Annotated in this window: 13 protein-coding genes; 9 read left to right on the forward strand and 4 right to left on the reverse strand. The window is 51.0% G+C overall.

Annotation, left to right across the window (positions count from 1 at the left end; translation table 11 throughout):
• Window positions 1–55 precede the first annotated feature (55 nt).
• Entirely contained in the window at window positions 56–1,771 is a 1,716-nt protein-coding gene (gene dauA, locus ACFOE0_RS20980; protein WP_248934496.1) for a C4-dicarboxylic acid transporter DauA, read from the reverse strand.
• Between the two features lie 222 nt (window positions 1,772–1,993).
• On the opposite strand from dauA, the gene ACFOE0_RS20985 reads away from it, so the two are divergent.
• The 3 genes from ACFOE0_RS20985 to ACFOE0_RS20995 are packed head-to-tail and all read left to right on the forward strand — an operon-like array spanning window position 1,994 to window position 5,012.
• Window positions 1,994–3,763 (forward strand): vWA domain-containing protein, encoded by a 1,770-nt coding sequence (locus tag ACFOE0_RS20985; RefSeq protein WP_248934497.1) that lies wholly within the window; start codon window positions 1,994–1,996, stop codon window positions 3,761–3,763.
• 18 nt (window positions 3,764–3,781) lie between these two features.
• The gene (locus ACFOE0_RS20990; protein WP_240316974.1) at window positions 3,782–4,387 is read left to right on the forward strand and encodes a sigma-70 family RNA polymerase sigma factor; all 606 of its coding nucleotides are present in this window, start codon (window positions 3,782–3,784) and stop codon (window positions 4,385–4,387) included.
• Window positions 4,380–5,012, forward strand: a complete 633-nt coding sequence (locus ACFOE0_RS20995) for a hypothetical protein (RefSeq protein WP_248934498.1) — start codon at window positions 4,380–4,382, stop codon at window positions 5,010–5,012. The genes ACFOE0_RS20990 and ACFOE0_RS20995 overlap by 8 nt, the downstream gene beginning before the upstream one ends.
• 50 nt (window positions 5,013–5,062) lie before the next feature.
• Here the strand turns inward: ACFOE0_RS20995 and rdgC are convergent, their stop codons facing one another.
• Window positions 5,063–5,974, reverse strand: a complete 912-nt coding sequence (gene rdgC, locus ACFOE0_RS21000; protein ID WP_248934499.1) for a recombination-associated protein RdgC — start codon at window positions 5,972–5,974, stop codon at window positions 5,063–5,065.
• Window positions 5,975–6,408: 434 nt separating this feature from the next.
• Between rdgC and ACFOE0_RS21005 the strand changes: the two genes are divergently transcribed.
• The 6 genes from ACFOE0_RS21005 (at window position 6,409) to ACFOE0_RS21030 (ending at window position 13,093) form a co-directional block, all read left to right on the forward strand.
• The gene (locus ACFOE0_RS21005) at window positions 6,409–7,374 is read left to right on the forward strand and encodes a porin (RefSeq protein WP_248934500.1); all 966 of its coding nucleotides are present in this window, start codon (window positions 6,409–6,411) and stop codon (window positions 7,372–7,374) included.
• 244 nt (window positions 7,375–7,618) lie between these two features.
• Window positions 7,619–8,308, forward strand: a complete 690-nt coding sequence (phoB, locus tag ACFOE0_RS21010) for a phosphate regulon transcriptional regulator PhoB (RefSeq protein WP_115135280.1) — start codon at window positions 7,619–7,621, stop codon at window positions 8,306–8,308.
• Window positions 8,309–8,358: 50 nt separating this feature from the next.
• The gene (phoR, locus tag ACFOE0_RS21015; protein WP_248934501.1) at window positions 8,359–9,663 is read left to right on the forward strand and encodes a phosphate regulon sensor histidine kinase PhoR; all 1,305 of its coding nucleotides are present in this window, start codon (window positions 8,359–8,361) and stop codon (window positions 9,661–9,663) included.
• Between the two features lie 195 nt (window positions 9,664–9,858).
• Complete coding sequence (locus ACFOE0_RS21020) at window positions 9,859–10,830, forward strand: PstS family phosphate ABC transporter substrate-binding protein (RefSeq protein ID WP_115135278.1); 972 nt, start codon at window positions 9,859–9,861, stop codon at window positions 10,828–10,830.
• 1,120 nt (window positions 10,831–11,950) lie between these two features.
• Window positions 11,951–12,466, forward strand: coding sequence for a GNAT family N-acetyltransferase (locus ACFOE0_RS21025; protein ID WP_115135519.1), 516 nt, complete (start codon window positions 11,951–11,953; stop codon window positions 12,464–12,466).
• An 81-nt stretch (window positions 12,467–12,547) separates the two neighbouring features.
• Complete coding sequence (locus tag ACFOE0_RS21030; protein ID WP_248934502.1) at window positions 12,548–13,093, forward strand: YfaZ family outer membrane protein; 546 nt, start codon at window positions 12,548–12,550, stop codon at window positions 13,091–13,093.
• A gap of 324 nt (window positions 13,094–13,417) precedes the next feature.
• On the opposite strand, the gene ACFOE0_RS21035 is transcribed toward ACFOE0_RS21030, so the two are convergent.
• Both ACFOE0_RS21035 and ACFOE0_RS21040 read right to left on the reverse strand, forming a co-directional pair.
• Entirely contained in the window at window positions 13,418–14,740 is a 1,323-nt protein-coding gene (locus tag ACFOE0_RS21035) for an RsmB/NOP family class I SAM-dependent RNA methyltransferase (protein WP_248934503.1), read from the reverse strand.
• A 125-nt stretch (window positions 14,741–14,865) separates the two neighbouring features.
• Entirely contained in the window at window positions 14,866–15,534 is a 669-nt protein-coding gene (locus ACFOE0_RS21040; RefSeq protein WP_248934504.1) for a glutathione S-transferase family protein, read from the reverse strand.

Here is a 15,534-nt window from a genome sequence, read left to right on the forward strand (position 1 = left end):
CCGGTTATATAACCGGCCTTATAAATTTCATTTGCTGCAATATTAACGTTTAGTATTAAATATCCTGCAGCGCCTCATCCAGAGTTGGGAAAAACTTAATAACACCTTCTACAGGTTGCACTCCGGCTTTTGCCAGTGTTTTTAATGGTTGGAACTGAAGTTCACAAACCAGCAGACGGGTACCGTTATGGCGACATTGCTGAATAAGCTTGGTCATAGCTGACAAACCACCCGCATCGAGTAGATGTACCGCATCCATCTGCAGTACCAAAGTGCTGCAATCAGAGGTCAGGGCGCTGATCTCACCGAATACATTTTCGGCGGCGGCAAAGAACAGTGGGCCTTCGACTCTGAGCACCTTGCTGCCTTCTGGCAGTTCACCACTGACATATCTTGGGGTCTGGCTGATATCTCTCACCCGGGTCATCTCTGCCACTTCTTTCATAAACAGCAGGGCTGCCAGCACCATACCTACACTGATGGCGATCACCATGTCGAATACCACGGTCAGGGTAAAGCACACCAGGAACACCAGAATATCACTGCGTGGCGCAGTTTTAAGCAGATGCACAGCCTTGGGCGCTTCACTCATATTCCAGGCCACAACCAGCAGCAAAGCAGCCATGGCTGACATAGGTACATAGGCGAGGATCCTGGTCAGGGCCACCAGAGCCAGCAAGACTACGGCTGCATGCACCATGGCGGAAATCGGGCTGGTGGCACCGGCTTTAACGTTGGCAGCAGAGCGGGCAATGGCGGCTGTGGCAGGAATACCACCAAAGAATGGCGCCACTATATTACCTATACCCTGGCCCAGCAGCTCACTGTTGGCACTGTGGCGGGTATTGGTCATGCCATCCAGCACCACGGCGCACAGCAGAGACTCGATGGCACCCAACATGGCGATGGCAAAGGCCGAGGGCAGCAGCGCCTGTACCATGGACCAACTCAGCCCCAGAGGCTGGCCATCGGCACCGGCCTGCATCCAGGGGAACATAAATTCCGGTAAAACAGGAGGAATACCAAAACCTGTGGTGCCATCGTCCAGGGTGTAGCTGAAGCGGCTGCCAATGGTGTCAATCATAAAGCCATGATGGTTCAGGTACAGGCCAATAAGGCTGCCAATCACTACGGCGGGCAGGTGAGCCGGTACCGGCAGTTTCAGTTTTGGCCACAGCAGCATGACGGCCAGTGTCACCCCGGCAACCAGAATACTGGGCCAGTGGGCACTTGGGGCCGAGTTGACCAAAGTGGCGACTTTATCCCAGTAGTGCTCAGGCATCTCGCTGATATTCAGACCAAAGAAGTCCTTCAGTTGCAGGGTGGCAATCACCACACCAATACCGGCGGTAAAGCCCAGAGTAATGGACTCAGGAATGTATTGAATAAGACGCCCCAGACGCAGCAGGGACATCAGCACCAGAATAATGCCGGACATCACAGTGGCCAACAGCAAGCCAGCGAGACCAAATTGCTCGGCGATGGGGAACAGCAGCACCACAAAGGCGGCTGTCGGCCCGGAAATACTGAAGCGGGAACCGCCCAACAGGGCGATGATAAAGCCGCCGATAACAGCAGTGTACAGACCATACTGAGGGGGTACGCCACTGGCAATCGCCAGCGCCATCGCCAGAGGAATGGCGATAATACCGACCGTGATGCCGGCCAGCAGGTCTTTAAAGAATCTTTGCCTGGTGTATTGCTCTGTAAAGTATGACTTTAACAGTGCGTAACCTGGTTTAAGCGAAAAAAGGTGGGCTCTGTGTGGCACGATATGAGTTTCCGCGAGATGAATGTTTTGTGAGGAGGTCGCTATTTTAGGTCTTGAACCCATTCTATGTTGTGAAGCTGATCACGCAAGATGCCTGTGCAATATTTAATCTGCTTCAGCGGCGCATCTCCCTGCGGGCGCTAAATAAAAAATCCTGCCTCAGATAACCCCTTTTCCAATCACTGACGTTGATAGGGAGTAAGTGGAATAGAGGAGAGCAAGATGAAGAAGATCAACATATGGCCCGGTTCAGGGCTGCCACTGATATCCATTGTCACTATAGCCCTGCTGACAGCCTGCAGTCCCGGCAGGGACAACGACCCTCAAACCAGGCCTGCCTCATCTGAAAGTAGCAGAGACCAGAGTGCCCATGAGGTCACGCTGGCTGAGGTTGAAGCCGCTCCTGTGCAGGCGACGGCTCAGAAGAAGGCCATAATCGCCGGTTATCATGTTCAGGGCATGAGTATGGATATGGCAATGCAAGCTCATATTTTGCCTCCCCCTGTGGTGGGGATGCCGGAGATAAGTCGGGAGGAGCTGCAAAGGCAAGAACCCGGCACTGTGATTGCGACCCGTCAGCAACCAGTATCGACTTTCGCCGTGGATGTGGATACCGGCAGTTACAGTCTGCTGCGCAGCTATCTGCAGCAGGGGCGTTTGCTGCCAGCTGGTACAGTCAGAACTGAAGAGATGGTTAATTACTTTGAATATGAGGTTCAGGGGGACCGTATCTCAGATGAGAAATTCACTCTGGCGACTGAGCTGGCACCATCCCCTTACAACTCAGGCAAGCAACTGCTCAAGGTGCAGCTGGCCACCCAGTCCATGCCGATGGAGGAGCTGCCCGGCGCCAATCTGGTATTTCTGGTCGATGTCTCGGGCTCTATGCAGGATGCCAATAAACTGCCTTTACTGCAGCAATCGATGCGGATGTTGGCAAAACAATTGGACAGTGATGACAGGGTGTCACTGGTGACCTATGCCGGCAGCAGTCGCGTGGTCTTTGAGGGTATAGCCGGTGATAGCCCCTCGCTGGATGCTGGCATTGCTGCGCTGACCGCAGGTGGCAGTACCCATGGCAGCGCCGGTATTCGTGACGCTTATCGCCTGGCTAAAGCCCACTTTATTGCCGATGGCATCAACCGGGTGATTCTGGCTACCGATGGCGATTTTAATGTCGGGGTAACAGATAAAGCTGCACTGCTGGATATCATCAGTCAGGGCAAACAGAGCGATGTATTCCTGTCTGTGCTGGGTTTTGGGCGCGGCAATTTACAGGAACATACTCTTGAGCAGCTGGCAGACAAAGGCAATGGTCATTACGCCTATATCGACAACTTCTCCGAAGGACGTAAGGTGCTGGTTAACCAGCTTTCCTCTTCACTGGCGGTGATTGCCAGAGAGGTGAAGCTGCAGTTGGAGTTCAACCCGGCGCTGGTGGCTGAGTATCGTTTGATAGGGTATGAAAACCGTCAGCTGAACCGCGCCGATTTCAATAATGACAAGGTAGATGGTGGCGAAGTTGGGGCCGGGCATCAGGTCACTGCCCTGTATGAACTGGCCCTGGTGAATGGCCAGCGGGATATGGACCCTCTGAGATATGGCGGCCAGGGCGATGATAGCGGGCCTGAGCATGATGAGTTGGCATTCGTGAAACTCAGATATCAGCCTCCACAGGGCGGCCAAAGTAAGTTATTGACCAAAGCCGTGAGTTGGGGAACTGCATACGAGTCATTGAATCAGGCCAGTCAGGATATGCGCTTCGCCGCGGCAGTTGCGGGGCTGGGACAATTGCTGAATGGCGGCACTTATATAGGTAATGCCAACTATGGTGACATGATAGCACTGGCAAATTCCGCTGTAGGGCAGGATACTTGGGGTTACAGAAGAGAATTTATCAACCTGGCTTTGTCTGCACAGGCGTTGGCGCAGATAGAGGCTCCGGCGTTATCTCAACATACAGTGACGCCTGAGCCAGGAGCTTATCCATAGCGGTCAGGTTATTGGGGGATGCAATTGAGTATGGCATTGGCAAATGCCGCCGACAGCGGTGGCAGCGATGAACAACTGATGCTCGATTATGCCGCTGGTGACAGCCGCGCATTTGAGCAGTTGTATCTGAAACATAAAGGCCCTTTATACCGATACTTTGTTCGTCAAATTGGGGACAGGCCGCTGGCTGAAGATCTGTATCAGGAAACCTGGAGTCGGGTGATCAAGGCGGCCGCCGGATATCAGCCCCAGGCTAAGTTCACCACCTGGTTATATCGCATCGCCCATAATCTGTTGGTCGATCATGTGCGGGCTGTTAAACCTGTTGATCTCTTCACTGAAGTGCAAACCGATAATGACAGCCCTGATATTGGCGCCGATGAGGGGGAGCCGGGAGTGTCTTTGGAAGAGGAGCAAAAGGCAGGGCTGCTGAAAGAGTGTGTCAGTTTGCTGCCCCAGGTGCAGAAGGAGGCGTTTTTGCTCAATTGCGAAACCGGCTTCCCTGCCCGGGTGATTGCCGAGATAGTCGGTGTCAGTCTTGAGGCCAGCAAGAGCCGGATACGCTACGCCTATCAAAGCCTTAAAGAGTGTGTCGCCAGTAAGTGGGAGGCGAGTCGTGAATAACAAACGTTCAGAGCAGGATATGCAGGAAATTCGCCACCTGTATCTGGTTCAGGCCAAAGAGGAGCCACCAGAATCACTGGATGCTGAGATTCTGGCGTTGGCCCGGCAGCGGAGTGTGCCCCAGACGACAACCCAGCCCAGCAAGAAGTCCGGGCGTTCTCCCTGGATATGGTCCAGTGCAGCATCAGTGTTGCTGATTGTTGGCTTGAGCCTTTATTGGCCAGAATTACAAAAACCTGCAATTGACGGCCCGGCTATGCCAGAGCCTGTGTTGATGCGCAGCCCTGAGCCTATGGGGGCGACAGAGCAGGAAGCGCTGGCCGATATGCCTGCGCCTTCAGTTCAGAAAAAGCTCAGGGTCAGCAGCGAGCCCGGCATGATGAAATCCGCAGAGCCTGCCGCCGATAATGCAATGTTGGAAGTTCAGGGGATGGCCATGGAATTGACCATGGATAACACTGAGCTGGTGCAGGCACTGCAACGACTCAGCACTTTGGTAGAGCAAGGTAAGCTTGCTGACGCCAGGGCCGAATATCAGGCGCTGGCTGAGACCATGGCCCGCTTGCCCAAAGAGGACCCCAGGCGGGTTCGATATGAAGATCTGGGTAAAGTACTCAACCAATAAAAAATCCCGGCTCAGGCCGGGATTTTCATTTGTACTATTGGGCGTCGGACTTACTCAGTCGGCTCCAGGCCACCCAGTGCATTGATGCTGGACTCCAGCAGGGCAACCAGTTCACTGCTCATCATGGCGAAGTCGGCATCCAGACGAGCCATAGGATCATCATTACCCAGCTCATCATTACCGGCACGGAACTCTTCAGAGAACTTCAGACGCTTGAGTGTTACATCTGAGCCCAGCAGGAAAGCGACTGACTGACCAAAGTGCAGTGCCAGCTTGTGAACCTGCTTACCTGTTTCCAGGTGAGCCAGTACTTCATCTTCCTGCAGATCCTGCTGCTTAAAGCGCGCAATGCCACCTTCATCGGCAGCTGCTTTTAGTTCAGCTTCATCCTGAATCTCAAATGGCGCAGGGGCACTGCCCACTTTCAGCCAGTCTGTCATCTGCTGCTCAAGTGGCGTGGCAAATGAGACTGGGATAACCGGCAGGCTGCCCAGGGCTTTACGCAGCAGCGCCAGCAGCTCTTCGGCCTTGGTGGCGCTGGAGCTGTCAACCAGCACCAGTTGCTGCTCAGGCAGGATCAAAGCCTGGATCTGACTGCGACGGGAGAAGGCGCGAGGCAGCAGAGTGGTCGTGATCTCATCTTTCAGCGCATCTTTCTCTTTCTTGGTCAGTTTGCGGTTCTCTTCGGTTTCCAGCTGACCGACTTTTTCATCCAGCGCTTCTTTCACCACAGAAGAGGGCAGAATTTTCTCTTCTTTAGTGGCAGAGATCAGATGACGGTTATTGGCTGAGTGCACCAAAGTATCACCGTGTTTTCCCATGGCGTTGGAAAAACCGAATTTACTTATATCCTGACTGCCGCATGGGGAAAATCGAAAATCCGCCATGGCTTTTTCCAGAGATTCGGTATCGACGGAGAATGGCTTATTGAAACGATAGAGGGTGAGATTTTTAAACCACATATGGCTGACTCTGCTGAGGAATGAAAAGTAGGGCAGTTTAAGGCATAGGATGGTCAGGGTAAAGGAAGGTACAAAATTGACTTTGCCCAATTGGGTTATTGCGCTTTGTGAAATATTCCCGGGGGGAATCAGACTTTTTTATGAATAAAAGGCGAACTTTCGACGGTAAGAGGTAACCCTATGGTATTAAACACTTTGCATTATAGCGGGTGACCGATTTATCCAAATTTACAATTTCGTGACAGTTTTTCGTGCTGAACTCTCAAAAATTGTTGAAATATTCATCAATTCGACGTTCAAAGTTGCAATTTTTAAAAAAGCATACATTAATTTAGGAAGTTGAAATAAAACTGCAACATAAAGGTAGGACACTTGCCTCGCTGCAAAAACAACACTGGTCTTTAAAACTAGACTTATTGCCTTTAAAGGATGAAATGATGAACACGCTCACTAAAACTTTGATCGCTTCTGCTATTGCTACCGCAATGGTATCCGGTGCCCAAGCTGCCGATGCGGTAACTGTATACGGTAAATTGAATGTCACTGCTCAGTCCAATGACGAAAAGGGCGAATCCAAAACTGAAATCCAGAGCAATGCTTCACGTCTGGGTGTAAAGGGGGCTTTTGACCTGGGTAACAACCTGGAAGCCTTCTATACCATCGAATATGAAGTTGATACCGGTGCTGACACCAAAGACAACTTCGAAGCCCGTAACCAGTTTGTTGGTTTGAGAGGTGACTTTGGTTCTGTTGCTATGGGTCGTAATGACACCATGCTGAAAAAGTCTCAGGGTAAAGTGGATCTGTTCAGCGATTTGGATGGCGATATCAAGAAGCTGTTCAAAGGCGAAAACAGACTGGCCCAGACTGCGACCTACATGTCGCCTAACTTCAGTAACTTCACTTTTGGTGTGACCTATGTTGCCGAAGGTGATTCTGATCAGGACTACACCTACACCAATGGTGCCGGCGAAACAATTCTGAAAGAAACTGATGGTTTCAGTGCTGCGGCCATGTATGGTGATGCCAAGCTGAAGAAGACCCCTATATTTGTTTCCATTGCCTATGACTCAGAAGTTAAAGGCTATGACGTGTTGCGTGCCACTGCTCAGGGCAAGATCGCAGGCTTCAAGATTGGTGGTATGTATCAGGAGCAGGAAGAGAGCCAGAACGGTAAGTCCAAGTCCGGCTATATGTTCAGTGCCTCTTACGATATCCAGGCTGTGACTCTGAAAGGCCAGTATCAGGATATGGAAGACATGGGTAGCTCCTGGTCTGTAGGTGCAGACTACAAGCTGGCCAAGCCTACCAAGCTGCTGGCTTTCTACACCAGCCGTGAGTATGACAACTCCTCTTACGACGATGAATACATCGGCGTAGGTATCCAGCACTCGTTCTAAACCTAGACCCTAAATACTGGATAATTGATTTAAAAGGCGCCAATTGGCGCCTTTTTTGTGTTTTGATGGCAGGTACAGTCAGGTTTTTTCACTGAAAAAGCTCAGTAAAGTTTCGGAGATTATTGATTATTCGATTAATATTTATAGTGTTTCGTTTGATTTCTACCCTGTATCATAATTTTGTAATAAAACTGACCAATAATGACGTCATGCAAAATAGAGTTCACTGACAGACGCATAGACTATGACTGCTAGGATACTGATTGTTGAAGACGAGTTGGCCATCCGCGAGATGCTGACATTTGTACTGGAACAGCATGGTTTCACCGCCTATGCCGCTGAAGATTATGACTCAGCTGTGGCGCTGATGACTGAGCCCTACCCGGACCTTATTCTGTTGGATTGGATGTTCCCCGGTGGCAGTGGAATTCAGCTGGCCAAGAAGCTAAAGCAGGATGAGTTTTCAAGACAGATCCCCATTATAATGCTGACAGCCAGGGGTGAAGAGGAAGACAAGGTGAAAGGCCTTGAGGTCGGTGCTGACGACTATATTACCAAGCCTTTCTCACCCAAGGAGCTGGTGGCCAGAATCAAGGCGGTACTGCGCCGTGCTGCGCCTACCCGGTTGGAAGAGACCATAGATGTTCAGGGATTGACTCTGGACCCTGTGAGTCACAGAGTGACTGTGGGAGAGTTGGTGCTGGATATGGGGCCTACCGAGTTTCGTCTGCTGCATTTCTTTATGACTCACCCGGAGCGTGTATACAGCCGCGAGCAGCTGCTGGATAACGTTTGGGGGACCAATGTGTATGTGGAAGACAGAACCGTTGATGTTCATATCCGACGCCTGCGTAAGGCTGTGGAAGTCTCGGGTCATGACAAATTGATCCAGACTGTTCGCGGAGCAGGTTACCGATTCTCGACCCGGGGATAGCCCAGTCGATAAAGGGACGCTGAGAGCGTTCCCGGAGTAATTTCTCAGACATGTTTAATGCTTATTCCGGATACAGGCTGTTCTCCCGCCTCAGCCTGTATGTGATTGCAACAATTCTGCTTGGCTTGTTGCTGGATGAAGTAGTACTGGTTTCTCTGGTGGCTGCAGTAGTGCTGTTGGTCTGGCACTATCGTCAGCTGCTGAGGCTATCCAACTGGCTATGGCATGAAAGACGTCTGACCCCGCCCCACGGCAGTGGCAGCTGGGAAGGGGTGTTTAACGGTATTTACCGCTTACAGGGCAAAAACCGTCGCAAGGTAAATCAATTGATTGGCCTGCTGGGGCGTTTCCGTCAGGGCGCTGAAGCCTTGCCTGATGCTGCCGTGGTATTGGATAGTGAGCACAATATTGTCTGGTGTAACAAGCTGGCCCAGTTAATGTTGGGTCTGGTGTGGCCCCAGGATTCAGGCCAACGCCTGGATAATCTTATTCGTCACCCGGACTTTATCGCCTATCTGCATAAAGCTCAGTTCAATACTCCTCTGGAATTACCATCGCCTGTTACAGAAAGACGACTGCTTGAGATCCGGCTTATGTCCTATGGGGACAGGCAGCTTCTGCTTATCGCCCGGGATATCACCCGTATTCGCCAGTTGGAAGTGATGCGCAAAGACTTTGTGGCCAATGTGTCCCATGAGCTGAAGACACCCCTGACTGTGCTGCAAGGCTATTTGGAGATGATGGGCTCCATGGCTGAGCCGGACTCTATGCAGGCCAAACCCATAGAGATGATGCAGCAGCAAACCCGGCGTATGCAGTCCATGGTGGAGCAGTTACTGGCGCTGTCGCGCATTGAGGATGCCATAGATATCGATCTGGAGCAGAAGGTGAATATGGCCCAGATGATGGAGATCCTCAAAGATGAAGCTCAGGCCTTGTCTCAGGGACAATATCAGATTGATTGGTATTGTGAGCCCGGCCTTCACTCCCATGGTAATGAGCTGCAACTGCGCAGTGCTTGCTCTAACCTGATTGCCAATGCAATTCGTTATACTGAGCCCGGTGGCCAAATAAGCGTGCGTTGGGAATCCATTGGTGGCGGCGCCAGATTCAGCGTTAAAGATAATGGCATCGGCATTGCGGCGGAACATATCGCTCGCTTAACAGAACGTTTTTATCGGGTTGACAGTGCCCGTTCAAGACAGACGGGAGGCAGTGGCCTGGGGTTGGCTATCGTGAAGCATGCGCTGGGTCATCATCACAGCGAACTGAATATTGTCAGTGAGCCCAATAAAGGCAGTACCTTCAGCTTTATTATTCCCACTCATTTAGTTGCCCATTCATCTGTCGCCTGATTCTGAGACGGGTACATCTTTCTGTAAGAGGATTGTCATACTTGAACCCGGTGTTCAGCTAGGGCGATCCCAAAATCAATGAGTTGCTCCGCTTTTGTCACTTTAATGTAACAAACGGGTCATGGGGATGTCATAAAGCGGGTGGATACTGAGCACCGTCAACTACAACAAGTTCGTAAAACTTCGGAGATGAAAATGAAACTGAAGCAACTCGTCGGCGCGATAACCCTGACTGCTGCAGGAATGTTCGCGGCCTCCGCTTCTGCGGCACTGGACCCACAGCTGCCCAGCTACGAAAAAACCAGTGGCGTATCAGGTAATCTGTCCTCTGTCGGTTCAGATACCCTGGCTAACATGATGACACTGTGGGCTGAGGAATTTAAGCACATCTATCCAAACGTCAACATTCAAATTCAGGCTGCCGGTTCTTCAACTGCACCTCCAGCCTTGACCGAAGGGACTTCTCAGTTCGGCCCTATGAGCCGCAAGATGAAGCCTAACGAAATTGAAGCTTTCGAAAAGCACTTTGGCTATCAACCAACGGCTATTCGTGTTGCTATTGATGCTCTGGCTGTATTTGTTCATAAAGACAACCCAATCAAGGGCATGAACATGGAGCAGGTAGACGGTATCTTCTCTTCCACCCACAAGTGCGGTGACAAGAACATCGACCGCTGGGGTGAACTGGGCCTGACCGGTGCATGGCAGAAGCGTGATATTCAGCTCTATGGCCGTAACTCTGTATCCGGTACTTATGGTTACTTCAAGAAGAAAGCCCTGTGTAAGGGTGACTTCAAGAGCAATGTTAACGAGCAGCCAGGCAGTGCTTCTGTAGTTCAGTCTGTATCTCAGTCTCTGAACGCCATTGGTTACTCAGGCATAGGTTACAAGACTGCCGGTGTAAAGGCTGTGGCTCTGTCCAAGAAGGGTGATAAGTATATCGCTGCCACCAATGAAAACGCAGCCAACGGTACTTACCCTCTGTCCCGTTACCTGTACGTATACATCAACAAGCATCCAAACAAGCCACTGGCGCCAATGGATCGTGAGTTCATCCGCTTCATTCTGTCCAAGCAGGGCCAGAAAGTGGTAGAGAAAGATGGTTATGTACCTCTGCCAAAGAGCGTAGTAGCCAAGGACCTGGCAAAAGCCGGTATCCGCCTGTAAGGCAAAAATCGCTCGCTAAAGGCCTCCTTCGGGAGGCCTTTTTGTTTTTGTAATACCAATAATTGGCGATAAAAAAAGCGACCCATTTGGGTCGCTGAAACTTCAATTCGGAAGTTGAATGATGGTTGCGCTAAACACCATCTGAAAAGGGAGGATGATGAACGATGAAACACTATGCTAAATGTTCGGTTCATAAAGTCTGACCGGCCTTTGCAGGAAAAGTTCAGCCACAATGGCAAAAAGATCAGATTTTTCTAAATCCGGTTTTTGACGGGATAAGCCCTGTGGCTTAGGCATAAAAAAAGCAGCCACCATGTGGGGCTGCCCGGAGATCAAATTTGATCAAGGGGACTGCGCTAGAAGTCCCAGGGAGAATGATGAACGATGAAACACTGTCTAAATGTTCGGTTCATAAAGTCAGACCGACCTTTGCCTGAAAAGTTCTGCCAGCACTGAAAAAAGATCAGGTTTTTCTAAATCCGGTTTCTGACGGGATAAGCGCTGCGGCTTAGGCATAAAAAAAGCAGCCACCATGTGGGGCTGCCCGGAGATCAATTTTGATCAAGGGGACTGCGCTAGAAGTCCCAGGGAGAATGATGAACGATGAAACACTGTCTAAATGTTCGGTTTATAAAGTGAGACCGGCCTTTGCCGGAAAAGTTCAACCGCAGCGATAAAAAGATCGGATCTTTTTTTCAGTGCTGGTACGGACATAAAAAAAGCAGCCACCATATGGGGCTGCCTGGAGATCTATTTAGATCAAGGGGACTGCGCTAGAAGTCCCAGGGAGAATGATGAACGTGAGAACTAAATTCCTGTGTTCACTATGTTAGAGGGTAGCAGTGATTGAAAGTTCCTGCCGGGATCGAAAAAAACAGAGAGATTTTTAAAATCCTTATATATCAATGCATAAAGTGAGCGTACTTTTGAGTTTCGGGGATCCCGAATCCTTAGCTTAATCCATTAGTAAGGTGACGCCGGTCAGAGTACTCCTGTGTTGGCTTGTCTATCCGACTGGAGTTTGTACAGCTGGCAAGTGATTTTCACTGGCGGTGGCTGTTTTTTGCGTCAAAGCTGTTATTATCCCGCTATTACAACCTTTCCTTGTTTAGTCCATTCCATGACTGATTTAGCTTCTGCATTTATCTATAAAGTGACCAGTGAACCGGCTCACCTGAAAGCCGCCGCTAACCTGGTGGATACCCGGGATGATAATGCCCATCCCCTGAACCACGAATCCTTTTTCCGTTCCCGATCTGTGGTGATCGCCATGACCAATGAGGGCGGCTTGATTGGCTGCGCTGCCATCAAGGAAGGCGAGGGTGAAGTAGCGGAAATGGGTTATCTGATGGTGTCTCCTGCTTATCGACGTCGCGGTGTTGCCCAGCGTTTGACCGAGGAGCGTGTTGAGGTGGCCAGGCGTGATGGTATTAAACTGCTGTGGGCTACTGTACGTGATGAAAACAAGGCCAGTCAGGCCAACTTGCTGAAAAACGGCTGGCACTTCTGGCGCAATTACCTGAGTGTACGGGGTACCGGCAACACTATCGGCTGGTACTACATGCCGCTGGTTGAAGACCTGGATGTTGATGCCATGATGGAAAAGCTGGTGGGTGATCGCGTAAGAGCTGATTGATAACGCTGAATTTATTCACTTATTCAGGTGAATATAGAGTATTATCCCGGCTCATTTTATCCATGAAGTTTTGAGGTATTCATGCGTAGCGCTTCCACTCTTGTTTCCCTGTTGTCCGCTTCTGCTTTGCTGGCTGGTGCCGCCAATGCGGCCGAATTCGAACTGGGTCTGAATGACGACGTTGTTTCCACTCAGGTGACAGGTCAGTTGATGCAGGGTTTGAATGGCTCTGCAGGTTATATCTATTCCGAGCCTGAAGGTCATTTGGCGCAGGTAGGATTGGCGCTGACCCATGATGCCGGTGCCCACCATCTGCAGTTTGGCGGCAAGCTGACTCACGTATGGGCCGATGATCGTCCGAATGGCACAGTCTTGAGTGTTGGTGGTAAGTACCAGCTGAACCTGGGCTCCAACCTGTACTGGCAGAACACGGCTTACTACACCCCATCGGTATTGGCTTTTGGTGATATGGAAGGTCATTATGAGCTGGGCAGTGGCGTGGGTTACGACCTGACCCCGCAGATGGGCTTCTATGCGGGCTACCGTTATATCCGTTTTGAGTATGAGCACGCCCGCAATGAAACCTTTGATACAGGTTTCTACCTTGGTGTGAAGGCGCGTTTCTGATAAGCGCTTATAGGAAAAAAGCAGGCTAAATGCCTGCTTTTTCAGTTATACCGGGTTACTTGTCTGTTCAACTCCATTTGTCGACATGCGCAATCAGCGCGTCATCATCATTGCTTCTGCGTTTGTTATCCCGCCGGCGTAACTTGGTTTTTCTGGCCTTTGACTTTCTGGGGTCATCATCCCATTTATCAAATTTGTGGCTGTGTGACATAGTGCGTACATTTCCTTTGTTTTCACTAAGTCGCAATTTTTAGCTCAATTGCCTGAGCAGAGAAAGCAAAATATTTTGCCCATTAAGGAAAAATTTCCTTATGGAGTAGTTAGTTATGCTTTTCTCGTCATTCTCGCCACAAACATACCATCACTGTCGGCCTCATAGGGCCAAACGGTAATCTGGCTTTGGGTCTCGCCGGTAAAGGGATGCACAGAATCAATGGCTTTAAATTCAGGGTTGGCAGCCAGGAAGGCATCTACAACATCACCATTTTCCGCCTGAGCAAGAGAGCAGGTAGCGTAAACCAACACACCCCCTACTTTAACTGCCTGACTGGAGCGGGTCAGGATATCCAGTTGCAGCTGAGGCTTGTCGGTAATGGCGGAGGCATTGTCCAGCCAGCGCATGTCCGGGTTGCGACGCCAGGTGCCGGTACAGGAGCAAGGAGCATCCACCAACACGCCATCAAACTCAGCGGTTGCCACAGGCAATGCATCGGAGCGCCATGGGGCCACCTGAATATTGCGCAGACCCGCACGCCTGGCGCGCTTTTGCAGCTCTTCCAGTGCCTGAGGACGGATATCCGATGCTGTCAGGGTTACGGCTTTACCTTTCGCCTGGGACAGAGCACTTAACTGCAGGCTTTTTCCGCCGGCACCGGCGCAGGTATCCCACCACTTTTCACCCGGCTTGGGCGCACATACCTGACCAATCACTTGAGAGGCCAGATCCTGGATCTCCAGCTTGCCATTTCGGTAAGCGGCAAGATCATTCAGATTGATACTCTTGTGCCCCAGAGTCAAAGCGTCATCAAAGACCTTACTGGCCACGGCAGGAATGCCTTCTGCTTGCAACTCTGTCACCAGTTTGTCGCGACAGATACCCTGTACACGAGCCCATATCGGTGGACGTTGGCTCAGACTGTCTGCCAGCTGCTGAGCCTGTGAACTGTCGGCAAACTGCCAGAACCAATCGGGCAACAGGGCCTTGCTGTCAAAGCTCAGCGTCGGGAAGCAGGTCTGGATTCTGGTGAGGGGAGTTGCGCTGTCTTCGGCATTGATATTCACGCCAGCCAGGTGAGCCCAGGCCATGGCAATATCCTGCCATTTGTGATTTTCAAGCATGGCTGCGGTTGCCAGCATAGCCAGCCAGGGCTGCTGGGTATCAGTCGTCGCCAGTTTGTTTAACCATCCCCACCATCTGAACAGAGCGAACAGGGTTTCCCGCAGCAGACGTCTGTCCTTGGAGCCATGCTTCTTATGCTCACGAAAGTAGTTGGCCAGCATTTTGTCAGCCGGCAGCTTACCCTGTTGAATGTCAGACATGAGTTGATGCAGGGTGCGGGCATAGCTCAGCGCCCGGACTTCCTGTGAGCTGCTGACGGTAATGGCCTGCGCATCGAATGCAGGCAGTGTGATTGGGGAATGTGCCATGGGTGTTGTCCGGGATACTCTGGCCTGGAGAGGAGGCCGCTGATCAAATTGGCGCGAAGTGTAACAAAGAAAACGCCGGAAGTTGAGCATTCCGGCGTTTACGCATAGAGAGGTTTGAGTGTGACTTAACGTGTCACCATTTTGCGTATCTCTTTGGCCTTGTCCTCATCGCTGGCTTGCGATGGTGGTGGTACTGTCATGGCTTTCTGGCAGGCGGGCCGCTGTGCGATTTCTTCCAGCCAGAGCTGCAAGTGAGGCAAACCTTCAATACTGATGCCACTCCAGTCGTGGATGCGAACCCAGGGCCAGGTCGCCATATCTGCAATACTGTACTCATCACCCCCCAGATAGCTTGCTTCTGCAAGGCGGGTATTCAGGACTTCAAATAAGCGTCGGCCCTCTTTTTGATAGCGTTCAATGGCTGCGGGGATCTTCTCCGGAAAATAGCGGTAGAACACATTGGCCTGGCCCATCATGGGTCCTACACCGCCCATCTGAAACATCAGCCATTGAATAACCCGACTTCTGGCGTCGGGGTCTGCAGGCAGGAATTTACCGGTTTTTTCTGCCAGATAGAGCAGAATGGCTCCAGACTCAAATACCGCAAAATCCCTGTTGTCCCGGTCGACAATCGCGGGAATACGACCATTGGGGTTGATAGCCAGAAACTTAGGTTGTTTCTGGTCATTGGCCATCAGGTCCAGGTGATGCAGCTGATACTCCAGTCCCATCTCTTCGAGGGCGATGGCTACCTTATAGCCATTTGGGGTGGCGGCTGAATAGAAGTCGATCAT

Source organism: Shewanella submarina, from assembly GCF_042646185.1.
GTDB lineage: Bacteria > Pseudomonadota > Gammaproteobacteria > Enterobacterales > Shewanellaceae > Shewanella > Shewanella corallii.